Raw genomic sequence first — 21,732 nt, 5'->3', positions numbered from 1 at the left:
GAATGAAATGGATGCTAGTGATATCAGCTTTATTGGTGTTGAGTGCTTGTACTCATAAGGTGCAAGTGGAAACCAAAGAGCCCATAACGATCAACTTAAATGTAAAAGTAGATCACGAGATCCGCGTGAAGGTGGATAAAGAACTCGACAACTTATTCAGCGAAGACAGTGAGCTATTCTAAGGAGGATTTATGAAGCTTAAAGCAATCTCTACCCTAATAATTGGGCTCAGTATGAGCTTCGCCGCATTCGCAATTTCTATTGACGATGCTAAATCACAGGGTTTGGTTGGTGAGACTACATCAGGCTATCTTGGTGTAGTAAAAAGTGGTCAAGGCGTACAGCAGCTAGTTGATGAAGTGAATGAAAAGCGCAAACAGAAATACCAGCAATTAGCGAAAAAGAACGGGATCACGCTTGAGCAAGTAGAGGCTTTAGCGGCTAAAAAAGCGTATAACAAAACGCAATCAGGTCATTATATTCAAGTAAATGGCAGCTGGGTGAAAAAGTAATACTTCCAAAATCTTACAAGAAAAGGCTGGCTAAACCAGCCTTTTGACTATTTAGGCTTGTGGCATTGCTGAAGCAAATGCTGCCAAAACGCTTCCCCTTTTCGTCTTGCCAGACGAATATTATTTTCCGGGATCTGCTCCGGGTCGTCATATTCAGCTAATGCTTGAGCCATGCTTTCTTCGCGGATCAAGTGGAGTGTAGGATATGGTGCTCGGTTAGTGTAATTTGCCGCATCATGCTCATCGCTATCAGCAAACACATAATCTGGGTGAAACGTAGCAATTTGATAAGTGCCTTCAAACCCTTGCGCGACTAATAAAGCGTTTGCTAGGTCGACGAGATCCAAAAAGTCGTCAAAATTGCTAAAACCCTTATCAAATATAACTAGTGTTGTTTCTCGCTCTGGCTCATGGTTTAACTCTGAGCACTGCTCTAACATATCCATCACGGCATCGTCGTGGCTTATCGCTTGAGACACGAAATAATGAATGCTGTTACTTTCAACTTCCTGTCGAGCAAACGGGCAAAAGTTGTATTTTACAATGACTTGGCTAACCCAGTTTTGCATTGTAGAGATGACTGTATTCATGAATTATTCCAAGCTCTTATTGATTAGTTTCATGGTTTTAGCAATAGCCCCGGTATTTTCAACTAGTACCGATTGAGCGTTAGCACCGATTTGCATTCGAAGCGATTTATTTTCAAATAGCGTAATAATTTGAGCGGCAAGCTTGTCCTCATCATCGATTATGATGGCACCTTGTTGCGCGATAAGTTGAGGGTATATATGCGCAAAATTATAGGTATGTGGGCCAGTTAAAATAGGTACGCCGTGAGCCGCCGCTTCTAGCGGGTTATGACCGCCGCGCTCAATCAAGCTACCACCAATATAGGCGATATCGGCACTGCCAAATAGCCACTTTAATTCCCCTAAAGTATCCGCTAACAAGACCGAGGCTTCTGTGTTTATGTTGTCGCTGCTCTTTCTGGTAAAAGCGATCTCTTGCTCACTGAGGTGGTCAGCAACTGCTTGAAACTGCTCGGGATGACGAGGCGCGATAATGAGTAACGCATTACTTACTTGCTTTAATACTCGCTGATGTGCAGCGATGACTTGTTCATGCTCCTTAGGGTGCGTAGATCCAGCAAGCCAAATTAACCGCTCGGGGTAATTTGCTTGAAACTGTTTTGCCTTTGCAGTTTCTTCTCCAGTGACTGAAATATCAAACTTGATTGAGCCGGTAATGTGAAGTTTAGATTGAACAAGCCCAAGCTTGATAAAACGCTCGCCGTCTTCTTCATTATGGGCTGCAAGCAGATCTATGTTGTGCATTAAGTCTTTCGTTAACCAAGCGTGCTTTTTATAACCTTGGTATGACTTTTCAGAGAGTCTGGCATTGACTACCAAGGTTTTACATTGGTTTTGTTTGGCATAATGAAAAAGATTAGGCCACAGCTCAGTTTCCATCACAATAAGGAGTTTGGGCTTCAAGGTATTGAAAAATTTTCTGACCGCAAAAGCAAAATCTATAGGTAAATAACAGACATGTACTTGTATATTGCTGTGAAAAGCTTTTGTTATCTCTTCTCTACCTGTTGGGGTGTTACAAGTGACAATGATTGGAGCAGCAGCTTGTTCTTTAAGTACTGATTTTATGAGAGGTGTGGCTGCAAGCACTTCACCAACAGAGGCGCAATGGATCACAACAGCATGTGGCGGCAGCTTGTTTAGATTAAAGCCTAAACGCTCTGTAAAATAAGCTCGATAGTCAGGGTTTTTCCTACCTCTAATAAAATACAGATAACTCAATAAAATAGGTGCTAATACTAGCAACAATAAGGAATATAGTCGCGCGCCATAGGAGTCGCTTAAGCTCAAAAATCAGTATTTTACCTTGTTCCTGGGCGAAATTGAATGAACAACACAATTTTACACAGTTCAACAGATGCCTATGGGCTTTTGGTTTGGTAGTATTTAGCGCATTAAAAGTAATGGAATAACAAAATGAATTTAGCTCGAGTACTCGCTTGCTGTAGTTTATTAGCTTCGAATCTCGCTTTTGCGAGCCCAACAGCCTATTTACCCATTGGGCAAGATCCGCTGTTGGAATATCAAATCGATAAAATGTTTGCGTTGACCGTTGGTACGCCTATGGCAAAGCCTTACCGTATCAGTGAAATCAAGATGCATTTGATGAAGCTTAGGCATATTGACGCCACATTACAGCAGAGTATTAGTCAGGGAATTGCACCTTATTTGCAGGATGATGCGTTGACGCAAAGGTCGATAACACTACGTGTTGATAGTGGTGAGGAAAAACAAATTGCCAACGACAGAGGTAATTACAGCGGTGAGTATGCTGAACTGGGGCTCGGTGGTGTTTGGCGAGGAGGCGACTCGAGTATTCTACAAATTGGTGCTGAGTATCGAGTAGATGCAAACAAACTTGTTCCATACAATACTTTTTATGGCATGTCCTACGGTAATTTGCAGCTTAATTTAGGATATAAAGAACATTGGTTTTCACCATTTAAGCATTCGGCTCAGGTATATTCTAATAACGCTAGACCTTCATTATCAGCTTCTTTGGGTTTAGTTGTGCCTATTCGAAATTGGTGGAACTTCGATTTTGAGTTGTTTTATTCTGAACTTGAGAAAGTCCATGACGGGATTCGTTTTCAAGGCACGCTTCACGATGGAACACCTAAAATAGCGGGTAGTCACTTTAGTATAGAGCCATTAGCTGGATGGAAAATCGGTCTAAACAGAGTCATGCAATTCGGAGGCGGGCCTAGAAAAGTAGATTTTAAGGACTTTGTTAAGGCATATTTTGACCCTGTTGGAAACGATAATAAGATAGGTGATCTCACTCAAGATGATGAACTGGGCGATCAATGGGCAACTATCACGACCAGCTTTACCACAAATTACGGCACTCAAGCACAATGGTATTTAGAATACGGTGGTGAGGATAGCAATAACCATAAAAACTATTTGTTTGGTAATACGGTTGTCAATGTTGGCGTTTTTCTCCCTCAAATGACTTCAACGACTTCATTACGCTATGAGTTTACTGATATGGAAAGCTTATGGTATGTAAACGAAATTTACGATACTTATGGCAATACGATCGACGGATTTGGCGTTGGGCATTTTGCTGCAAACCATCGCCAGTTCGATGATGGTGCACCGACGCAAATTCACGTTTTAGAAGGTACTTACCAATCAGATTATCGTTCATTATGGAGAGCTAAGCTTTCAATTATCGATAATGAAAGTAATTATTTGAATGAACTTGGTGAGCTTGGTGCTGAGTATGAACGAGGCTACGAGTTTGAGTTGGCGCATATTGGTGAAGCCTATAGCAAGCAAGTCGAAACGAAATTAACCTTGGGTAAAGATGTCTTCGGTGAGAATTACACTTGGTTATCAGTCCATGTATACTGGTAAGTATCACGCGGGACAAGCATAGAATAGTTTAGGAACAAATATGTCATTGAATGAACAAGTAGCACAAAGCTACTTCGCAAGCTTACAGCGCCATGTTGATGTTTTTGAAACAATGGCAAACTATCACCAAGAATGTGTCGAGCTACTTGAAGCATGCCAAAGCACGTTAGCAGCCGGTGGTAAGGTCATTTGGTTTGGTAATGGTGGCAGCGCGGCAGATGCGCAGCACCTAGCTGCAGAATTTGTGGTGCGTTACAAATTAGAGCGTGGTCCTTTGGCTTCGATTGCATTAACTACCGACACTTCAATTTTGACTGCGCACAGCAATGACTATCACTTTGACTCCGTATTTGAGCGTCAGGTTCAGGCACTTTGTAAACCGGAAGATATGGTGATTGGGTTAACCACATCAGGTACGAGCCCTAATATCAATTTGGCGCTTCAAGCCGCAAATGAAATTGGCGCGTTTACCGTGGCACTGACTGGTAGAACTGGTGGCAAAGTGAAGGATATTGCTAAATTACCGATTATTATCGCAAACGACGAGACAGCGCGTATTCAAGAAGCGCATATGTTTATTGGTCACTGGCTATGCGAAGCGGTCGATATGCTGGTTGCGGCGGAGCAAAAGGCATGAAGTTAACGGCGCTTCAACAGCTAAATCAAGCCAAGGTATTGGTGGTTGGCGATGTGATGTTGGATAGATATTGGCATGGAGATACCGGGCGCATTTCTCCTGAGGCTCCAGTGCCTGTGGTGAAAGTCAGCGCATTGGAAGACAAAGCTGGTGGTGCGGCGAACGTTGCCAAAAACATCGCTCACCTAGATGGTAAAGTGGGTTTGCTTGGGCTTATCGGCGAAGATGATAATGGCAAAACGCTTGAGGCTATCCTTACCAAAGAAAACATTGAATCTAGCCTAGTTAACGTCGTTGAGCTGCCGACTATCGCAAAAATGCGTGTGATCAGCCGTCATCAGCAAGTAGTCCGACTCGATTTAGAAGAGCCCTTTCAGTTATCTCACAGTCAACTCCTGCTTGAGCGTCTGAAACAAGAAGTTGATAAGTATGACTTTGTGTTGTTTAGCGACTACAACAAAGGCGCTTTGTGCGCCATTTCAGACATGATTGCGGTGGCTAAAGGTGCCGGTAAAACGGTACTTATTGACCCTAAAAATAGTGACTTGAGCCTCTATCAAGGTGCTGATTTTATCACGCCTAACTTAAACGAATTTAAACTTGCTGGTGGAGATATAAGCAGCGAGGAGGCACTCACCTCTAGTGCGCGTGAACTGCTGAAAACATCGGGGATCGGCGCTATGTTGCTGACGCGCTCCGAGCAAGGCATGTCTTTGATAACCAATACTGAAAAGTTTGATTTCCCAGCTCAAGTACAGGAAGTAAGTGATGTTACGGGAGCTGGCGATACCGTGATCGCCACGCTGACGACGATGTTAGGCGCAGGAATGTCAGCTAAAGACGCGGTGGAAGTTGCAAATATTGCCGCAGGCATTGCCGTGAGTAAGTTAGGTGCTGCAACGGTGTCACCGGAAGAGTTGAGTCGCAAACTGGGTCAATATCTTAGAGAAACGGGCGAGCACTACCAAACACCGTTTGAAGAAGTGCTTAAGCATATTACTTTTGCCAAGCAAAACGGCGAAACCATTGTGTTTACCAACGGCTGCTTTGATATTCTCCATGCAGGCCATGTGCGTTATTTAGCGCAAGCTAAAGCGATGGGCGACAGGCTCGTTGTTGGGTTAAATAATGATGAATCGATCTCGCGTCTTAAAGGACCTGAACGCCCAATCAATCCATTGAAAGAGCGAGCTATGGTGTTATCCGCACTCGCTTCTGTGGATTGGGTTATTCCGTTTGGCAGTGTTGAAGAAAATGACACACCAGCTAAGTTGATAGAAATGGTCAGCCCTGACATTTTGGTCAAAGGTGGTGACTATAAAGTGGAAGATATTGCTGGCGCAGAGCATGTGCTTAATCAAGGTGGAAAAGTCGAGGTGTTAGCATTTTTGGATGGCTGCTCGACTTCCAATGTGATTAAAAAGGCACAGTTACAAAAAAGTTAACGTGCGCTGCGATAGGCTTGCATTAATACTTGCCACTGATTTTCATCAAAATAAAAGGTCGGCCATTTGCCGGCCTCTTTTTTAAATGAACGTTGCAAACGCTCCATGTTTGCGTGCTGCCAACTTGAGTTTGGCTGCATGATTTTGCCCTTATCAAAATCAATTAGAAATACTTTGCCGTTGGCATCAAACAAAATATTGTTGATGTTCAAATCATCATGATAGGCTCCGGCTCGATGAAACTGAGCAATGGTGTGGCCGATACTTTCCAGTTCATTTGCACTAAGCGCTCTTGCTTGCAAAACTTCGCAAACACTGGTGGCTTCAGGCACCGCTTCGGTCAAAATATCTGCACGATAAATACCAAAATGAAGCGAAATTCTTGCGCCAAGTGGTGTTGGAACTGGTAAACCCATTAGCTGTAATTGCTCTAGCAAAGCAAACTCTTGATATACGCGAGTATTTTCTAGTTTGGTGAAAATATACTGATCACTCAACAGCTTGCCGATTAAGCCACCGCGATAATAGTGTTTGAGTACCGCTATGCCTTGATTAAACCGTACGAACCACGCCGTTGCTCGGCCTTCTTTCGAGCCGACAATCGCATTATTTTTCTGCCAATATTCAGGGTTAAACATTTCTTCTGAAATATCATAATCTAGGGCTGAAGGCGTTAGTAAATAGCTATGCGGCTGTTTGGTGATTTGCACAATATAGGATTCTTAAGAGTCAATTGTGACATTCTAACGATTTTTCACCCTCAGTGAAACTTGCAAACTTGTTTGATTAATTTAAGATCAAGCGCTTGTTACTTTCCATGAGAACTATTGTTTTGAGCAAATCCTTGACCTCTATTTGTATTTTGCGACTTTCTGCGATTGGCGACGTGTGCCATGCCGTGAGTGCTGTACAGGCGATCCAACGTGCACATCCGCAAGCGAAAATTACGTGGGTGATAGGAAAAGTAGAAGCTATGTTATTGGCTGACTTACCCGGTGTTGAGCTCGTCGTATTTGACAAAAAACAGGGTAAAGCCGCGCTCAAGGCGTTAAAGGCAAAGTTCAAAGGGCAAAAGTTTGACGTATTACTACATATGCAGGTTGCGTTAAGAGCCAATCTTGTTGCACGAGTTATTCCTGCAAAGCAAAAAATAGGCTTTGATAAAGGGCGCTCAAAAGAGTTACACAGCTTGTTTATTAATAAGCGGATCGCACCTCAACAGTCGCCACATGTGCTCGAAGGTTTCCAAAACTTTGCCCGTGCAATTGGGGCTGAGTGCGGTGAGCCGACATGGCAGATGCCAGTGACGGCAGCTCATCAAGCTGCGGCAAAATCGCTATTACCTGAAGGTAAGGTGTTTGTAATATCCCCCGCGGCAAGTAAAGCTGAGCGCAATTGGCTTCCTGAGCGGTATGCTAGGGTTGCAGATCATGCTGCTGCATTAGGGTTTCAGGTGGTGATAACGGGTGGTCCAACGGAGCTTGAGCAAAATTTAGCAGCCGAAATTCAACAACACAGCCAAGCTGAGTTATTAAACTTAGTGGGAAAAACTGACTTGAAAACCCTACTTTGTGTGTTGGAGCAAGCCGAATTAGTGCTAGCACCTGATACCGGACCTGCTCATATGGCAGTGACAGTCGGAACGCCGGTGATTGGTTTGTATGCTCACTCCAATCCAACTCGCACAGGGCCATACCTGTATCAAGACTATGTGGTTGAGGTTTATCATCAAAACCTCATTGCGCAAAAGGGCAAAACCGCAGACCAATTACCCTGGGGAACACGGGTAAAAGGTAGCGAACTCATGTCTCAAATTTCCGTTGATGCTGTAATTACGATGTTTGAGCGGGTAATAGAAGAACAGGGGATTGTGACAAATGCATAAGGCTGTATTTTTAGACAGAGATGGCGTTGTTAATAAAGATCACGCCTATGTTCATAAAATCGCGGATTTTGAGTTTATTGACGGGGTATTTAGTGCCTGTCAAGCATTTAGCAAAGCCGGTTATAAAATTGTGATCGTGACGAATCAGTCGGGCATTGGTCGAGGTTATTATGATGAAGCACAATTTCACGCCTTAAGCGAGTGGATGTGCGCGCAGTTTAAGGCACATGGTGTTGACATCGCTGGTGTTTATTTTTGCCCTCACCACCCTGAAAAGGCACAAGGCCGATATAAAGTAGAGTGTGACTGTCGTAAACCAGAACCCGGAATGCTGCAACAAGCGATAGCCGAGCATGACTTGGATCCCAAGCAAAGTATTATGATTGGTGATAAAGTCTCAGACATCAAGGCTGCCCGCGCTGCTGGCGTAAAAACAGCCATTTTAGTTGAGTCTGGGCAGAGTTTTAGTCAAGAGCAACAACAGCTCGCGGATAAAGTATGTGGTTCGTTGGCGGAGGTACCAGCCGCACTATGTTTGTCTGAGTAAAATAAAGTTTGCTGCCAGTTGTCGCAAATCGTGCATTTATTGTGTGAACCTTTTAAAATAAAGATATCTTTTTACGTACTAGGTATGATTGAATTGGTACGTTCCAATTAACTTGAGCTAATAAGCTTAGGCGTTAACTTTTGATAGTGAGAATGACATCCGCCTATGGCGATGCGTAGCTTACTATCACCGTGCAAAAAATGGAGACTCCCAGATGAGAGCATCGGCCTTCTACAGCCAGCTTCAGCAACAAATTGAAGAAGTAAAAGCTGAAGGATTATATAAAAAAGAGCGTATTATCACTTCTCAGCAGCAAGCTGAAATTGCAGTATCGACTGGCGAAAGTGTAATTAACTTCTGTGCTAATAACTATCTAGGTTTGGCGAATCACCCAGAGCTAATTAAAGCGGCGCAAGGCGGCCTTGATGATCATGGTTTTGGTGTTGCATCGGTGCGTTTTATCTGTGGTACGCAAGATATTCACAAAACGCTTGAAGCAAAGATCAGTGAGTTTCTAGAAACAGAAGATACTATCCTTTACTCTTCATGCTTTGATGCCAACGCTGGTTTATTCGAAACTATCTTAGGCCCTGAAGATGCGATTATCTCGGACTCATTAAATCACGCTTCTATCATTGATGGTGTGCGTTTATGTAAAGCTAAGCGTTTCCGCTATGCTAACAACGATATGGCTGATCTCGAGCGGCAGTTAATTGCTGCTGATGAAGCTGGTGTCAAAACCAAGCTTATCGCGACCGATGGCGTATTTTCAATGGATGGCGTTATTTGTAACTTAAAAGCGGTTTGTGACTTAGCGGACAAGTATGACGCATTAGTGATGGTTGATGATTCACACGCGGTGGGTTTTGTTGGTGAAAATGGCCGCGGAACACCGGAATACTGTGGTGTATTAGACCGAGTGGATATTATTACAGGAACGCTTGGTAAAGCACTTGGCGGTGCATCGGGCGGTTATACCTCTGGTAAGAAAGAGATCGTAGAGTGGTTACGTCAACGTTCACGTCCTTACTTATTCTCAAACTCGCTAGCGCCTTCAATTGTTACAGCTTCAATCAAAGTACTAGACATGATGAAAGAAGGCGATGCCCTACGTGCTAAACTATGGGATAACGCAGCTTACTTCCGTACTAAGATGGAAGCTGTTGGCTTTACTTGTGCGGGTAAAGATCACGCGATTATTCCGGTTATGTTAGGCGATGCCAAAGTGGCCTCAGAAATGGCTGACAGACTGTTAGCTGAAGGGATCTATGTGATCGGTTTCTCTTATCCTGTCGTGCCAAAAGGCCAAGCTAGGATCAGAACACAAATTTCAGCTGCGCATACGACTGAGCAGCTAGACAAAGCAATCGAAGCCTTTACCCGTATTGGTAAAGACCTAGGCGTCATTTAATTTTGCCACCGGCATTAAGCCGGTGCAGCTAACGAGCGAATACTATGAAAGCATTATCCAAGTTGAAAGCTGAAGAAGGAATTTGGATGGCGGATGTGCCAAAACCGGAAGTAGGGCACAACGATCTATTGATCAAAATCCGTAAAACAGCAATTTGTGGTACTGACGTACACATCTACAAATGGGATGAGTGGGCACAAAACACAATCCCAACTCCAATGGTTGTGGGGCACGAATACGTAGGTGAAGTGGTCGATATGGGCCAAGAGGTACGTGGTTTTAGCATTGGCGACCGAGTATCTGGTGAAGGTCATATCACATGTGGTCACTGTCGTAATTGTCGTGCTGGTCGTGTTCACCTATGTCGTAACACCATTGGGGTAGGCGTTAACCGCGAAGGTTCATTTGCAGAATACCTAGTTATTCCTGCTTATAATGCGTTTAAGATCCCCGACAACATTTCTGATGAACTCGCTTCTATCTTCGACCCATTCGGTAATGCAGTGCATACTGCATTGTCATTTGACTTAGTTGGTGAAGACGTACTAATTACCGGCGCGGGCCCAATTGGTATTATGGCTGCAGCAGTGGCTAAACACGTCGGTGCGCGTCATGTGGTGATCACAGATGTAAATGAATATCGACTTGAACTTGCCACTAAAATGGGTGCTACGCGAGCAGTAAATGTTGCCAACGAAAGCCTCGAAACGGTTATGAAAGACCTTGGCATGACAGAAGGGTTCGATGTTGGACTTGAAATGTCAGGTGTTCCTTCTGCATTTAAGGGCATGTTAAACAGCATGAACCATGGTGGTAAGATTGCAATGCTGGGTATTCCTCCTTCTGACATGGCGGTGGATTGGAACCAAGTGATCTTCAAGGGTCTTGTGATCAAGGGGATTTACGGCCGTGAAATGTTTGAAACTTGGTACAAAATGGCAAGTTTGATCCAGTCAGGCTTAAACCTTGACCCAATCATTACACATCAGTTCCATATTGATGACTTCCAGACTGGCTTTGATACGATGATTTCAGGGCAATCAGGTAAAGTTATTCTGAATTGGGATTAATGCTCAACTTTGCTTAGTGCATGAATGAGTAGTTATAATAGAAGGCGGCTAGGTCGGTACGGCTTAAGCCGTCTTTTGTTTTAGTATTAAATAGGTAACACATGTCTTTTAAACATATTTCAGTAGCAGATACGCAAGCGCTTTTAGGCAATGATGATGTAGTGGTAGCAGACATCCGTGATGAAAGTACTTTTGCACAAGGGCATATTCCAGGTGCTGAACATTTATCTAATGCTAATCTTGCGCACTTTATGCAGGAGAAAGAATTTGACCAGCCCATTGTAGTGGTGTGTTATCACGGTATTTCCTCTCAAGGCGCTGCTAACTACCTAGTTGAGCAAGGCTTTGAAGATGTTTACAGCATGGATGGTGGTTTTACGCAGTGGGCAAGTGAGTTGCCTAACGAGATTGAAAAGTGAAGTTAATAGCCCATTATCACAATGCACGACTAGCACAGGGTGCGGTCGATTATTTTAAGACGCAAGGGATCTATTGTGTTTTGCAAAGTCACGATGGGCAACAAGTTGAAGTTTGGCTAGAACGCGGTGACGAAGCTCTTGCTATGCGTCTTTGGCAAACGTTTTTGGAGCAACCCGACGCAGAATTATACCAAGCGGCTTCTTGGCAAACAGGAAGTACACAAGGGTTATTTAGCTACCAAGGCCAAAACTTAAACTTAGTAAAGCGCTTTTTGAGATTGAACTGGTTATTACAGGGCGTTTTTGGTGTCAGTATTATTGTTTTTGTCGCCATGCTATTTGGCGACGCTAGTGGCATCTTTTCTGCGCTACGTTTTTCCCTAGATAAACCTTGGACTTGGATAGCGCCTACACTCATACATTTTAGCGCCATACATTTAATTTTTAATTTAAGCTGGTGGCTTCATTTAGGGGCGCAAATCTCAGAAAAATTAGGGCTCTGGGCGTTAGTCTGTATTTACCTTGTAACGGGCTTAACCAGTAATTTTATGCAGTTCCTATTCGTTGACGCTAATTTTGGTGGGCTAAGTGGTGTGGTCTATGGACTACTGGGTTTTTGTTGGGTAATTGGTCATCGAAATCCTGCCGGAGCTGCTTTGGTTTCTAAGCCTGTAATTGGTTTTATGCTGCTTTGGATGTTGTTTGGGTTTACGGATATGTTTTTCATCAACATGGCTAACTGGGCGCACTTGTTTGGATTGCTATCAGGTATGTTGGTTGCGGTATTTTGGCCTATCAACAGGCAATTCAAAGAGAATAGCTAGTTACTTCGAACTCGGGAGCAAGCGCTTCCGAGTTCTTGTAAGAGTTGGCTCGCTTAGTGGTATAAATATTTAGTAAAAAGCACATCTCGAACAATTTCCTGCCCAGTCTCTTCTTTTAACAGTGTTTTTAGCTTTTCAGCACAGCGCTTCCTGATTTCTTCTCGGCCAGTTAATGACTTAATGGTTTCTTCGTTTTCTTTACTTAGGATCTGTACTATTGCATCTCTTAGTAAAGGTGTATGGTGTTCAACCACAGCGATATTTGCGACATCATTCAGCATTAGATCAACAGTGACTCGGACATAGCCAAGCTTTTTATTAGATTGGCCTATATAATTCGTGATGATATCTGGCTCAAACCCGAAATACCCAATAGTCGAATCCGCTTTTACAGGGGAAGCCGCGGTTAATGCAATGCACAAAGTGAGTACAACAGCCAACAGTCTCATGTTTTATCAGGTATCCTAATGCAAATTACTTTTTACTTAGTTTATACATAATTGCGTTGATTTTACAGCTGGCTTCAGCACAAACATAAACTTTTTAGAAAGCCTCGGCTCTGCTATGATGACGGCGAATTTTTAAAACGGAAATAGAACGTTGCCTTTGCTATTACCTTTAGAGCGCTCATGGCTGAAGAACACGCAGTTGATAGATATTGAGCCTGCACTTTCTCCCTATTTATTAGAGACCCAGTCTCTGACCGCAAGACTAAAAGAAACTTGTGAAAGATTTTCTGTGACTGTACTTGCTAATGAGTTCAGATGCGCCCCAGATGCGCTACGTACAGAGCTTTCTGAACAGGCTTGGTGTCGAGAGGTTACGTTAAATTGTAACGGTAAAGCGGTTGTATTTGGGCAAAGTTGGCTTAATGAGGAAGCATGTATTGTTGGTATGGATGCAATTGGTGAAACGCCGCTGGGTGAATTACTGTTTACTGATTTAAATTGGCAGCGCGGCGCACTCGAATACTTTCGCTTATCTACTTCTGACTATCCAGCGCTTATTGAGCTCATAACACCAACTCGCAATATCCCTGAGAGTTTATTTGCAAGAAGAAGCTGGTTTAAAAATGGCAAAGCAAAAATTTTAGTTTGTGAAGTCTTTATATCGGAAAGCTTTTATGATTAATAATCAGAAATGGCAGGCTTACAGCCAACTTATGCGATTAGATAAGCCAATCGGGACTTTATTGCTATTATGGCCCACGCTTTGGTCACTGTGGTTTGCAGCTGGAGGTGTTCCAAGTATCTGGCTTATTGCTATCTTCGCGTTGGGTGTATTTATAATGCGTAGTGCGGGCTGTGTTATTAATGATTTTGCTGATCGTAAGGTTGATGGTGCGGTGAGGCGGACCGCGACAAGGCCGCTTGCAAGGGGCGCTGTGACAAGTAAAGAAGCGCTAGGTTTATTTGCTATTTTGGTTGCAATCGCTTTTATTCTGGTGCTTTTTTTAAACTGGCAGACCATCGCATTATCGTTTGGAGCACTTGCATTGGCCTCTGTCTATCCCTTCATGAAACGTTATACAAATTTACCGCAAATCGTACTTGGCGCTGCCTTTAGCTGGGCAATACCCATGGCATTTATGGCAGTAAATCAGAATGTACCTATGCTCGCTTGGGTACTGTTTTTTGCTAATTTAATTTGGACGGTTGCTTATGACACTATGTATGCCATGGTGGATAGGGATGATGATTTGAAAATTGGGGTGAAGTCTACAGCGATTTTATTCGGCAAATGGGATCTTTGTATTATTGCGCTGCTCAACATCACATTTATCGCGATGATGGCGGCTGTTGGTGTAACGTTTGAATTGAATCTCGCTTTTTGGGGCGCCTTACTCGCCGCTTCTATACTGCTTATTAGGCAACAATATGCCATACGTAATAGAGATAGAGAGAGGTGTTTTTGGGCCTTTTTAAATAATAATTATGTTGGCTTGGTGATTTTTGCAGGCGTTGTGCTGGGGTTTTTACCGCTCTAAAGCAAGTTATTAAAAAACGGGCAAATAATTGAGATTATTTGCCCGTTTTTTTAGCAACTAATAAGTTACGGTCTGTTTGCTAGATGAAGATGCAGCATCTTCAATTAGCTCAAGCAAGTGGTTTATATGTGCATTCGAACCAATTTGGTGGTTGGTTTGTACAATCAATTGCTCTCTGTCCAATGCTTTATTGGTTTTTAAGAAAACTAGGTTAGGGTCTTGTGCGATTGTCTTTGAATGTTCAATACTCGCAATCGCAAAGCTATTGCTGTTCTTCAAGCCATCAATTACTTGCTCAATATTACCAATCTTAACGTTTGTTGATTTATTTAATGAATCAACAGCTTCATTTAGCATATTTTGAACTTGTTTTGACTGTGAGAAACAACCATACATTGGGTAATGGGTTAATTCAGCTTTTCGGATGCTATCTTGATTTGCGAGAGGGTGGTTTCTCGAAACGAACAAGACTAGTTGATCTGGTAGGTGAATATCACTCACTATGCTGTTGGCGCTCTGCAGATACACGCTGATATCAATTTCACCCAGTTGTAGCTTACGAGTAAGCTCCAACTCATCTTGCAACTGCATTTCAATCTTAACATTCGGATACTGAGCTAAAAATTGACCGCAAGAAACCGGTACGATGCTGCTAGCTTGAGTTGTGTAACCAATAATTAACTTTTGATTATCACGACCAAATAAGCTTTGCTTGATGGTTTTCTTGGTTAAATCCAGTTCAGATAAGGTTGTTTTGCAATACTTTAAGAAAAGCTCACCTTGTTCAGTGAGTTTTACTGAACGCGTAGAGCGTTTAACGAGTTCACAACCAATTTCATCTTCAAGGGTTTGGATGCTTCGAGTAAGCGCTGAAGTACTGATCTGGGTTTGTTCTGCGGCTTGTCTAAAATGTCTAAGATTGCCTAATGCTACGAACTGCTCGAGTTGTTCAAATCTCATGTGAAATTCCTTTTAATTTCAACTAAAACACATTTATTACGTCTTTTCCCAATAATAATACACGAAGTGGGAAAAAGAAAGTGAAGTTTTTACATTCTGATTACAAAGCTAGTCAGGATACCTGTCACGTATCTCAATAAATTGTTCCAGATTCTTTAGAAAAAGGTCAACTAATTTGGGCTCAAATTGTTTACCTTTCTCTTTGTTGACCAACTCAATCACTTTATCCAGTGGCCAAGCAGGCTTGTAACAGCGCTCGCTTCCTAGTGCATCAAAGACATCAGCCAGTGCTGTGATCCTACCAACAATGTCTATTTGCTCTGCTTTTAAGCCGTTAGGGTACCCTGAACCATCCCACTTTTCATGATGTTGATGAGCGATTAATGCGCCACATTGCAAAATTTCATTTGTTGAATTTTTTAAGATTTCAAACCCTTGCTGCGCATGGGTCTGCATAATTATCCATTCTTCATCAGTGAGTTTTCCGGGTTTATTTAGGATTTGATCTGGAATACTGATTTTGCCAATATCATGAAGTGGAGAGGCCAATTTAATGATCTCTGCTTGGTAGTTAGAAAGCCCATATAACTGCGCCAGCAGCATACTATAATGTGCCACTCGTTTTACATGGGAGCCCGTTTCTTTTGAGCGTTTTTCAACGGCTTCTCCCAGAATGTAAGAAAGCTCTTTTTGAGAGTCTTTGACGGTTTCACGCAACTTTAAGTTGTCGTAGGCTAGTGCGATATTGTTTGCAAAAAATTCAAGTAGCTGAAAGTCCATACTCTGAAGATCGCTATCCTTACTCACATAAAGCATCGTTTCACTTCCTTCTCGTGACGGGAAGTAACCAATATATTCGTTACGGGTTTTGAGCGATGCTTTTTTATTATGTGTTTCGATAAACAGGTTTTGTACGTTTTCAGGCAACGTAACGTGACTTGGCTCTACGCCAGCTCCTGAGGCTGCAAGTAGTTTAAACTTTGTCGGTTCGTTGGCTTGGTGATTTACCGCTGCTGCACAGTATATTTCCGAGTCAGATAATCCCATTACAGCGGATACATGGGATAATATAGTTGATGCAAAATCCTGAATATTGCTACACTTCAAAAAATTAGAGGATGCATCAATAATGCGTTCAAGTCCCATTTTGTGCTTTTCTATGGTTTGAATATCCCGATGAGCGCGTAAAGCGGAATAGAGTAGTGTTTTGAGTTTGACGGCTGTAAGCTCAGTTTTGTTTTTATAGTCATTAATATCGTAGTCACGAATGACTGATTCTTCCGGGGCTTCACCTGGCTGGCCTGTGCGCAGGACTAGTCGAATATCAAAGTTTGCTAACTCATTGCGAATATATCGCACCAAATCAAGTCCTGCATGATTACTTTCCATCACGACATCAATGAGACCTACAGAGATATTCTGCTCGGCAGCTAAGATGACTTTTGCTTCCTGTGCGGAGTAGGCGTGATGAAATCTCAGCGCCTTATTCTCAAATTTGAAGCCAGATAATACCAATTTGGTCACTTGGTGAATATCTTCTTCATCATCTACAACTAGAATATCCCAGTAGGTATCGGCCATTTTATTTGTAGGGCTTTCTTGCACTTCATCTGAGAACAAAAATCCGCTCACAGATCGCTCCTCTTTTTTATGCTGACTCAACGTTAGTATAGTCGGCAGTAACAAGGCCGCTAATCTTGTTGAGGTTTTTTCTCGATATTTTGCAATTCTAGTTCGATTGCATCGCAAGAAATGTGGATTTCATAAAGAGAAAGTAGCAATGACAGGGTCAAGCTACACAGGCTCGCACCAAATAATGTAACGCCAAGTAGGGATATTTCAAGAAATAAGGCAAACATTGAAGATGTGCAAAGTAAAAACGCGATTACGCCCCATACTTGCATTCGTCTGATCAGTCTAATTCGTTTTCTTAAATTTTCGATTTGCGCTTTAACCAAGGTTCTTATGGTGTCGCCTTCTCGGGCGTTTAATTCACGGATCAATTGTGCGAGTACCAAAAAACGATTGGTATAGGCGAGTAGCAATAAAGAAATTGCTGGGAATAATAGGCCCGGTGTTGTTAGAGTCATAATTGTATTTTAATGAAGTAGCTTGATGTTTAAGTGTGATGACAATGAATGATTTTATCAAGAAACAAATGAGCACATTGAGTGCGAATTCAATAGTGAAGATAATGCAATGAGTGAACAGTCTTTTCATTGGGTGCAATTGTGCGCTATCAGTGGCTTTGTTGAAGCGCATTTACTCAAAGGGCAACTAGAGCAAGCGAATATTCAGGTTCGCTTACAAGGTGAGCATTTATTAGGTGCAATTGGTGAAATTCCAGCAGAGCAAGCTGCTATCAAGCTCTTTGTTTATGCAATAAAATTACCCGAGGCTCAGGAAATATTGGTAAACTATAACAAATCACGTCATCGCAGTGCTGCCGAACTGTCGGATTGGCTATGTAACCACTGTGCAGAATTAAATGGACCAGCGTTTGAATATTGCTGGCAATGTGGAAATAAGCATGAGCAAAGCAAATAACTTTCAAAGAATTAGAGAGTTAAATTATCTTCAAAAGGCAGTCCTAGGTGCTGCCATTATTGAGCGTATGTTGCCAAATTACTCGCTATTTAGTGAGGCAACAGGTTTTGGCGACGAGCAAGTACTCAGAAATGCGTTGAATTTAATCTGGGAGAAAATATTACTGCCAAAGAGCAAAATTAGCTTAGAAAAGCTGGTTGAAAAGGTAGAGCCAAATGTACCTGAGCTCAGTGAGTTTGATATGTTTGGTACCTATCCCGCAATCGACGTAGCGACAGCGTTGTTAGGCATGTTGCAAGGTCTGATGACAAAAGATGAACATGAGTTTGTAAGCGTTGCCAAAATTTCTCAGGCAACGGTAGCTAAATACATCGAGTTTATGTTGATGGCGGAAGATATATCTCCAACGAATGAGTTAGTGCGTGAGCACCCACAGATGCAGTATGAAATTGAAATCCTCGCTGAGCTTATCGAGCATGTGGAAAATATGGGTCGTATTAGCAGCGAATCGGTGAAGTCGCTAAAGGCCTTGGCACTAGCTGACGGCCAAACAAATATTGGTTTGGAACTTGAGTAGTTGATTTCGTATAATCAGCGGCTGCAGTAAAGAGTTTGGAGAAAGTAACTTGCGTATTTTGGGTATAGAATCCTCATGTGATGAGACGGGTATTGCTATTTATGATGATGAGCAAGGTCTGTTGGCACATCAATTATATTCTCAGGTAAAAGTACACGCCGATTATGGTGGGGTAGTGCCTGAGCTTGCTTCTCGTGATCATGTACGCAAAACAATTCCCCTTATTGAAGCTGCTTTCGCGCAAGCGGGTTGTGGTCCTGAAGACCTTGACGGCATTGCTTATACCGCAGGGCCGGGCTTGGTCGGTGCTTTGTTGGTTGGCACCTCAATTGGTCGCTCGTTAGCGTTTGGTTGGGGGATCCCAGCCGTTGCCGTACATCATATGGAAGGCCATTTGCTTGCCCCAATGCTTGAAGACGATAAACCAGAGTTCCCATTCGTTGCGCTGCTAGTCTCTGGTGGCCATACCATGATGGTCAAAGTCTCAGGTATCGGTGAGTATGAGGTACTTGGTGAGTCAGTGGATGATGCCGCTGGTGAAGCATTTGATAAAACTGCCAAGCTACTCGGTCTTGATTATCCTGGTGGTCCAATGCTTGCGAAAATGGCGACACAGGGCCAAGCGGGGCGATTTACTTTTCCAAAACCGATGACAGACAGACCAGGTCTGGATTTTAGTTTCAGTGGATTAAAAACCGCAGCGGCAAACACGATTCGTAATGAAGGCGATGACGAGCAAACGAAAGCAGATATCGCCCATGCCTTTCAAACTGCGGTCGTCGAAACGCTAGCGATTAAATGCAAGCGGGCACTGAAAGAAACAGGCATTAAAAGCCTAGTGATTGCAGGTGGCGTCAGCGCCAATACTGAACTTAGGCAAAAGCTTGAGCGCATGATGCTTGGTATGAAAGGGCGAGTTTATTACCCGCGCACTGAATTTTGTACAGACAATGGGGCGATGATAGCTTATGCAGGAATGCAGCGCCTAAAAGCAGGTCAGCATGCGCCACTTGATATGAAGACTAAACCGCGTTGGCCGCTGGATAGTCTAGAAAAAGTCTAGTCTTTAGACTTTTTCCCCACCTTGGGCTCTTTACCACTTAAGAGCCTTTTAATATTTGCCCTATGACGAATAATAATCACCACAGTTAAAAAGCTTACCGGCACCGTATAAAGCGGTTTTATCCACCACGTGTAGAGTGGAGCAGCTGCGACTGCGACAATCGCTGCGAGTGAAGAATAGCGTGTTAGCGCTAGCACCACGAGCCAAGTACTGATCAATAACCCACCCAATGACAAGCCGATGGGTAATAGCGCGCCGAATGCTGTTGCTACTGCTTTACCACCGTTAAAGTGGAAGAAAATAGGATAAATGTGACCAAGGCATGCGCTTACGGCTATTGCACCTAGCCATACAGGCTCTATTTTCAGAAAGTAGGCTCCCCACACTGGGATGGTTCCCTTTAGAATATCGAAGACGAGCACCAGCGCAGCTGGGATCTTTCCTCCCAACCTTAATACATTGGTTGCGCCCGGATTATTAGAACCATTAAAGCGTGGATCTGGTAGGTTGAATAACCGACACACCAGAATCGCTGAGGAAATCGATCCCAATAAATAAGCACATACGCACATTAAACTGATTAACACTGTCTTCCTTATTTTTTATTGCGTTGTTTTGGGCTATGATCGGCGGTCTTAAGTCCTGCACAGATCGCGAGTTGCGATTAGAAAATGCGGGTGAATTACAGCGATAAACATGTTTGGAGTTTACATGGATAAAGTCTATATCTCACAGCTACACGTCGAAGCCATAATAGGAGTGTACGACTTTGAAAAAGAAAGTAAACAAAGCCTTTACTTTGATGTTGAGATGTTGACCGATATTAGCGCTGCTGCTCGTCATGATGATATTAATTTGGCGGTTGATTATGCCAAAGTGAGTGAGCGTATTATTGCGCATACCCAAGCAAAACCAGTTGAGCTATTAGAAACCTTAGTTGAACAACTTGCTGCAATGATCCTAAATGAATTTAATGTACAACAAGTGCTTATAAAAGTGAGTAAACCTGCTGCCGTGCCACAAGCACAAACGGTTGGTGTAGAAATTGTGCGTAAGAAGTAGAATTATCATGGCACAAATTTTTATCAGCCTCGGCTCAAATATAGAAAAAGAAAAAAACTTGCTGAGTGGCTTGAGCGTATTGATAGAACACTTTCCCGATTTTCAACATTCAAGTGTTTTTGAGAGTGAAGCCGTCGGGTTTGCAGGAAATAACTTCTATAACTCGGTCTTTGCGGCACAAACACCGCTGTCTTTAGATGAAGTGTATAAACTGCTCAAGTCGATAGAATACGATCATGGTCGTCGCTGTAGTGAAAAGAAGTTTAGTCCACGCACATTAGATCTCGATATTCTCTTTTATGACCACCTTATTTGTTCATCACCCGCTCAGTTGCCTCGGGATGAAATAACCAAAAATGCCTTCGTGCTTCAGCCATTAGCTGAACTAGCTCCTGATTTTATCCATCCTGTTGAGGGTAAAACCATTGCTCAGTTATGGCAGGAGTATCACAACCCAACTCAAAAATTATGGAAAGTGGAGTTTCCCAAGCAATGAGCTTTATTGAGATTGTCGTCCTTGCAATTATTCAAGGTCTCACTGAATTTTTACCTATTTCGAGTTCTGCCCACTTACTGCTACCTTCTCAGGTACTAGGTTGGCAAGATCAGGGTCTTGCCTTTGATGTTGCTGTTCATGTTGGGACTTTGTTGGCTGTTGTTATTTATTTTCGAAAAGACATTGTCAGCCTACTGGCAGGATGGTTCAAGTCGTTCTCAGGTACGCATTCGAAAGAAAGCCGGCTGACTTGGTGTATTGTGGTTGCCACCATTCCATTCGTGATCTTAGCCCCACTACTTAAAGACATCGTAGAAGTTTATTTACGTAGTGCATGGGTGATTGCAACATCGACGATAGTATTTGGTTTACTGCTTTGGTATGCCGACGTGAAAGCGAAACAAATCAAAGACGAATTTGCCTTAAACTGGAAAAGCGCGCTGATATTGGGACTTGCGCAAATTACCGCTGTTATTCCCGGCACATCGCGTTCAGGTATTACCATCACCGCAGGTTTATTACTCGGGCTTGATAAGAAAAGCGCGGCGCGCTTTTCGTTTTTAATGTCTATTCCGGTCATTTCAATGATGGGACTGTATTACAGTTTTGAGCTTGCTACAGGCGATGAAGTGGTTGATTGGAATGCGCTATTAAGTGGTGCGGCACTGTCGTTTATCTCAGCTTATGCCTGCATCTTCTTTTTCCTGAAAATCATAGAGCGCATGGGCATGATGCCATTTGTCATTTACCGCTTGTTACTTGGGGTAGGGCTAATCGCTTTCTTGAGCCTAAGTTAATCTGGGCTTTGGATAAGTCAGCAAGGTTAACAGAAAAGCCA

27 protein-coding genes are annotated in these 21,732 nt (G+C 42.9%); 19 read left to right on the top strand and 8 right to left on the bottom strand.

The window, feature by feature from the left end:
• Positions 1 to 2: 2 nt before the first annotated feature.
• Both DRB05_RS09915 and DRB05_RS09910 read left to right on the top strand, forming a co-directional pair.
• On the top strand, positions 3 to 182 hold the full coding sequence (locus DRB05_RS09915) for a YnbE family lipoprotein (protein WP_010374602.1): 180 nt from the start codon (positions 3 to 5) through the stop codon (positions 180 to 182).
• Between the two features lie 9 nt (positions 183 to 191).
• Complete coding sequence (locus tag DRB05_RS09910) at positions 192 to 512, top strand: YdbL family protein (protein ID WP_128726798.1); 321 nt, start codon at positions 192 to 194, stop codon at positions 510 to 512.
• A 47-nt stretch (positions 513 to 559) separates the two neighbouring features.
• Here DRB05_RS09910 and DRB05_RS09905 read toward each other — a convergent pair whose 3' ends face one another.
• Both DRB05_RS09905 and waaA read right to left on the bottom strand, forming a co-directional pair.
• Positions 560 to 1,102, bottom strand: a complete 543-nt coding sequence (locus DRB05_RS09905; RefSeq protein ID WP_128726797.1) for a DUF1415 domain-containing protein — start codon at positions 1,100 to 1,102, stop codon at positions 560 to 562.
• Between the two features lie 3 nt (positions 1,103 to 1,105).
• A complete protein-coding gene (gene waaA, locus DRB05_RS09900) occupies positions 1,106 to 2,392 on the bottom strand; it encodes a lipid IV(A) 3-deoxy-D-manno-octulosonic acid transferase (RefSeq protein WP_128726796.1) in 1,287 nt (428 codons plus the stop codon).
• 126 nt (positions 2,393 to 2,518) lie between these two features.
• On the opposite strand from waaA, the gene DRB05_RS09895 reads away from it, so the two are divergent.
• Genes DRB05_RS09895 through hldE form a run of 3 tightly spaced genes read left to right on the top strand, consistent with a single transcriptional unit; the run spans position 2,519 to position 6,046 of the window.
• Positions 2,519 to 3,964 carry a capsule assembly Wzi family protein gene (locus DRB05_RS09895; protein ID WP_128726795.1) on the top strand — a complete coding sequence of 482 codons (1,446 nt, stop codon included), beginning with the start codon at positions 2,519 to 2,521 and terminating at the stop codon, positions 3,962 to 3,964.
• A 40-nt stretch (positions 3,965 to 4,004) separates the two neighbouring features.
• Complete coding sequence (locus tag DRB05_RS09890) at positions 4,005 to 4,601, top strand: SIS domain-containing protein (protein ID WP_039491395.1); 597 nt, start codon at positions 4,005 to 4,007, stop codon at positions 4,599 to 4,601.
• On the top strand, positions 4,598 to 6,046 hold the full coding sequence (gene hldE, locus DRB05_RS09885; RefSeq protein WP_128726794.1) for a bifunctional D-glycero-beta-D-manno-heptose-7-phosphate kinase/D-glycero-beta-D-manno-heptose 1-phosphate adenylyltransferase HldE: 1,449 nt from the start codon (positions 4,598 to 4,600) through the stop codon (positions 6,044 to 6,046). The genes DRB05_RS09890 and hldE overlap by 4 nt, the downstream gene beginning before the upstream one ends.
• On the opposite strand, the gene DRB05_RS09880 is transcribed toward hldE, so the two are convergent.
• Complete coding sequence (locus tag DRB05_RS09880; RefSeq protein WP_128726793.1) at positions 6,043 to 6,756, bottom strand: 3-deoxy-D-manno-octulosonic acid kinase; 714 nt, start codon at positions 6,754 to 6,756, stop codon at positions 6,043 to 6,045. The two genes, hldE and DRB05_RS09880, sit on opposite strands and share 4 nt — an antisense overlap.
• A 107-nt stretch (positions 6,757 to 6,863) precedes the next feature.
• Here DRB05_RS09880 and DRB05_RS09875 point away from each other — a divergent pair, with 107 nt between their 5' ends.
• The 6 genes from DRB05_RS09875 to glpG all read left to right on the top strand — a co-directional run bounded on the left by DRB05_RS09875 (position 6,864) and on the right by glpG (position 12,202).
• The gene (locus DRB05_RS09875) at positions 6,864 to 7,931 is read left to right on the top strand and encodes a glycosyltransferase family 9 protein (protein WP_128726792.1); all 1,068 of its coding nucleotides are present in this window, start codon (positions 6,864 to 6,866) and stop codon (positions 7,929 to 7,931) included.
• Complete coding sequence (gene gmhB / locus DRB05_RS09870) at positions 7,924 to 8,478, top strand: D-glycero-beta-D-manno-heptose 1,7-bisphosphate 7-phosphatase (RefSeq protein WP_128726791.1); 555 nt, start codon at positions 7,924 to 7,926, stop codon at positions 8,476 to 8,478. Before DRB05_RS09875 ends, gmhB begins: the two co-directional genes overlap by 8 nt.
• A 214-nt stretch (positions 8,479 to 8,692) precedes the next feature.
• Positions 8,693 to 9,889 (top strand): glycine C-acetyltransferase, encoded by a 1,197-nt coding sequence (locus DRB05_RS09865; RefSeq protein WP_128726790.1) that lies wholly within the window; start codon positions 8,693 to 8,695, stop codon positions 9,887 to 9,889.
• Between the two features lie 44 nt (positions 9,890 to 9,933).
• Positions 9,934 to 10,959 (top strand): L-threonine 3-dehydrogenase, encoded by a 1,026-nt coding sequence (gene tdh, locus DRB05_RS09860; protein WP_128726789.1) that lies wholly within the window; start codon positions 9,934 to 9,936, stop codon positions 10,957 to 10,959.
• A 101-nt stretch (positions 10,960 to 11,060) separates the two neighbouring features.
• Complete coding sequence (glpE, locus tag DRB05_RS09855; RefSeq protein WP_128726788.1) at positions 11,061 to 11,378, top strand: thiosulfate sulfurtransferase GlpE; 318 nt, start codon at positions 11,061 to 11,063, stop codon at positions 11,376 to 11,378.
• Positions 11,375 to 12,202 (top strand): rhomboid family intramembrane serine protease GlpG, encoded by an 828-nt coding sequence (gene glpG / locus DRB05_RS09850; RefSeq protein ID WP_128726787.1) that lies wholly within the window; start codon positions 11,375 to 11,377, stop codon positions 12,200 to 12,202. Before glpE ends, glpG begins: the two co-directional genes overlap by 4 nt.
• Before the next feature lie 53 nt (positions 12,203 to 12,255).
• On the opposite strand, the gene DRB05_RS09845 is transcribed toward glpG, so the two are convergent.
• Positions 12,256 to 12,651 carry a flagellar basal body-associated protein FliL gene (locus tag DRB05_RS09845; RefSeq protein ID WP_010607624.1) on the bottom strand — a complete coding sequence of 132 codons (396 nt, stop codon included), beginning with the start codon at positions 12,649 to 12,651 and terminating at the stop codon, positions 12,256 to 12,258.
• A 157-nt stretch (positions 12,652 to 12,808) separates the two neighbouring features.
• Here DRB05_RS09845 and DRB05_RS09840 point away from each other — a divergent pair, with 157 nt between their 5' ends.
• Positions 12,809 to 13,333, top strand: a complete 525-nt coding sequence (locus DRB05_RS09840) for a chorismate lyase (RefSeq protein WP_240036231.1) — start codon at positions 12,809 to 12,811, stop codon at positions 13,331 to 13,333.
• Positions 13,326 to 14,189: a 4-hydroxybenzoate octaprenyltransferase gene (ubiA, locus tag DRB05_RS09835; RefSeq protein WP_128726785.1), complete on the top strand. Its 864-nt coding sequence runs from the start codon at positions 13,326 to 13,328 to the stop codon at positions 14,187 to 14,189. The genes DRB05_RS09840 and ubiA overlap by 8 nt, the downstream gene beginning before the upstream one ends.
• A 57-nt stretch (positions 14,190 to 14,246) precedes the next feature.
• On the opposite strand, the gene DRB05_RS09830 is transcribed toward ubiA, so the two are convergent.
• From DRB05_RS09830 to DRB05_RS09820, 3 genes are all read right to left on the bottom strand, one after another.
• Positions 14,247 to 15,149, bottom strand: a complete 903-nt coding sequence (locus tag DRB05_RS09830) for a LysR family transcriptional regulator (RefSeq protein ID WP_128726784.1) — start codon at positions 15,147 to 15,149, stop codon at positions 14,247 to 14,249.
• A gap of 108 nt (positions 15,150 to 15,257) precedes the next feature.
• Positions 15,258 to 16,781, bottom strand: a complete 1,524-nt coding sequence (locus DRB05_RS09825; RefSeq protein ID WP_128726783.1) for a DUF3369 domain-containing protein — start codon at positions 16,779 to 16,781, stop codon at positions 15,258 to 15,260.
• Between the two features lie 59 nt (positions 16,782 to 16,840).
• A complete protein-coding gene (locus DRB05_RS09820) occupies positions 16,841 to 17,239 on the bottom strand; it encodes a DUF2721 domain-containing protein (RefSeq protein WP_128726782.1) in 399 nt (132 codons plus the stop codon).
• Positions 17,240 to 17,348: 109 nt separating this feature from the next.
• Between DRB05_RS09820 and DRB05_RS09815 the strand changes: the two genes are divergently transcribed.
• From DRB05_RS09815 to tsaD, 3 genes are read left to right on the top strand one after another with little or no spacing between them, the layout of a single operon-like run.
• A complete protein-coding gene (locus DRB05_RS09815; RefSeq protein ID WP_128726781.1) occupies positions 17,349 to 17,696 on the top strand; it encodes a DUF2007 domain-containing protein in 348 nt (115 codons plus the stop codon).
• Entirely contained in the window at positions 17,680 to 18,273 is a 594-nt protein-coding gene (locus tag DRB05_RS09810; RefSeq protein WP_010374628.1) for a YjaG family protein, read from the top strand. Before DRB05_RS09815 ends, DRB05_RS09810 begins: the two co-directional genes overlap by 17 nt.
• Before the next feature lie 49 nt (positions 18,274 to 18,322).
• The gene (tsaD, locus tag DRB05_RS09805) at positions 18,323 to 19,336 is read left to right on the top strand and encodes a tRNA (adenosine(37)-N6)-threonylcarbamoyltransferase complex transferase subunit TsaD (protein WP_010607631.1); all 1,014 of its coding nucleotides are present in this window, start codon (positions 18,323 to 18,325) and stop codon (positions 19,334 to 19,336) included.
• On the opposite strand, the gene plsY is transcribed toward tsaD, so the two are convergent.
• The gene (plsY, locus tag DRB05_RS09800) at positions 19,333 to 19,923 is read right to left on the bottom strand and encodes a glycerol-3-phosphate 1-O-acyltransferase PlsY (RefSeq protein WP_029215929.1); all 591 of its coding nucleotides are present in this window, start codon (positions 19,921 to 19,923) and stop codon (positions 19,333 to 19,335) included. The two genes, tsaD and plsY, sit on opposite strands and share 4 nt — an antisense overlap.
• 124 nt (positions 19,924 to 20,047) lie before the next feature.
• Here plsY and folB point away from each other — a divergent pair, with 124 nt between their 5' ends.
• Genes folB through DRB05_RS09785 form a run of 3 tightly spaced genes read left to right on the top strand, consistent with a single transcriptional unit; the run spans position 20,048 to position 21,691 of the window.
• Complete coding sequence (gene folB, locus DRB05_RS09795) at positions 20,048 to 20,398, top strand: dihydroneopterin aldolase (RefSeq protein ID WP_017216518.1); 351 nt, start codon at positions 20,048 to 20,050, stop codon at positions 20,396 to 20,398.
• A gap of 7 nt (positions 20,399 to 20,405) precedes the next feature.
• On the top strand, positions 20,406 to 20,894 hold the full coding sequence (gene folK / locus DRB05_RS09790; protein ID WP_128726780.1) for a 2-amino-4-hydroxy-6-hydroxymethyldihydropteridine diphosphokinase: 489 nt from the start codon (positions 20,406 to 20,408) through the stop codon (positions 20,892 to 20,894).
• The gene (locus tag DRB05_RS09785) at positions 20,891 to 21,691 is read left to right on the top strand and encodes an undecaprenyl-diphosphate phosphatase (protein ID WP_128726779.1); all 801 of its coding nucleotides are present in this window, start codon (positions 20,891 to 20,893) and stop codon (positions 21,689 to 21,691) included. Before folK ends, DRB05_RS09785 begins: the two co-directional genes overlap by 4 nt.
• Positions 21,692 to 21,732 lie beyond the last annotated feature (41 nt).

The organism is Pseudoalteromonas sp. A757 (assembly GCF_004103285.1).
GTDB lineage: Bacteria > Pseudomonadota > Gammaproteobacteria > Enterobacterales > Alteromonadaceae > Pseudoalteromonas > Pseudoalteromonas galatheae.
This window is presented reverse-complemented; position numbering and strand designations above follow the sequence as displayed.

Bases quoted from the DNA above. Each gene is read 5' to 3' on its own strand.
- folB (WP_017216518.1), top strand. From the start codon at position 20,048: ATGGATAAAGTCTATATCTCACAGCTACACGTCGAAGCCATAATAGGA.
- DRB05_RS09890 (WP_039491395.1), top strand. From the start codon at position 4,005: ATGTCATTGAATGAACAAGTAGCACAAAGCTACTTCGCAAGCTTACAG.
- tdh (WP_128726789.1), top strand. From the start codon at position 9,934: ATGAAAGCATTATCCAAGTTGAAAGCTGAAGAAGGAATTTGGATGGCG.
- DRB05_RS09845 (WP_010607624.1), bottom strand. From the start codon at position 12,651: ATGAGACTGTTGGCTGTTGTACTCACTTTGTGCATTGCATTAACCGCG.
- DRB05_RS09905 (WP_128726797.1), bottom strand. From the start codon at position 1,102: ATGAATACAGTCATCTCTACAATGCAAAACTGGGTTAGCCAAGTCATT.
- DRB05_RS09815 (WP_128726781.1), top strand. From the start codon at position 17,349: ATGAGTGAACAGTCTTTTCATTGGGTGCAATTGTGCGCTATCAGTGGC.
- folK (WP_128726780.1), top strand. From the start codon at position 20,406: ATGGCACAAATTTTTATCAGCCTCGGCTCAAATATAGAAAAAGAAAAA.
- DRB05_RS09910 (WP_128726798.1), top strand. From the start codon at position 192: ATGAAGCTTAAAGCAATCTCTACCCTAATAATTGGGCTCAGTATGAGC.
- hldE (WP_128726794.1), top strand. From the start codon at position 4,598: ATGAAGTTAACGGCGCTTCAACAGCTAAATCAAGCCAAGGTATTGGTG.
- DRB05_RS09820 (WP_128726782.1), bottom strand. From the start codon at position 17,239: ATGACTCTAACAACACCGGGCCTATTATTCCCAGCAATTTCTTTATTG.
- DRB05_RS09875 (WP_128726792.1), top strand. From the start codon at position 6,864: ATGAGAACTATTGTTTTGAGCAAATCCTTGACCTCTATTTGTATTTTG.
- DRB05_RS09785 (WP_128726779.1), top strand. From the start codon at position 20,891: ATGAGCTTTATTGAGATTGTCGTCCTTGCAATTATTCAAGGTCTCACT.
- DRB05_RS09830 (WP_128726784.1), bottom strand. From the start codon at position 15,149: ATGAGATTTGAACAACTCGAGCAGTTCGTAGCATTAGGCAATCTTAGA.
- DRB05_RS09915 (WP_010374602.1), top strand. From the start codon at position 3: ATGAAATGGATGCTAGTGATATCAGCTTTATTGGTGTTGAGTGCTTGT.
- ubiA (WP_128726785.1), top strand. From the start codon at position 13,326: ATGATTAATAATCAGAAATGGCAGGCTTACAGCCAACTTATGCGATTA.
- glpE (WP_128726788.1), top strand. From the start codon at position 11,061: ATGTCTTTTAAACATATTTCAGTAGCAGATACGCAAGCGCTTTTAGGC.
- gmhB (WP_128726791.1), top strand. From the start codon at position 7,924: ATGCATAAGGCTGTATTTTTAGACAGAGATGGCGTTGTTAATAAAGAT.
- DRB05_RS09895 (WP_128726795.1), top strand. From the start codon at position 2,519: ATGAATTTAGCTCGAGTACTCGCTTGCTGTAGTTTATTAGCTTCGAAT.
- DRB05_RS09810 (WP_010374628.1), top strand. From the start codon at position 17,680: ATGAGCAAAGCAAATAACTTTCAAAGAATTAGAGAGTTAAATTATCTT.
- DRB05_RS09865 (WP_128726790.1), top strand. From the start codon at position 8,693: ATGAGAGCATCGGCCTTCTACAGCCAGCTTCAGCAACAAATTGAAGAA.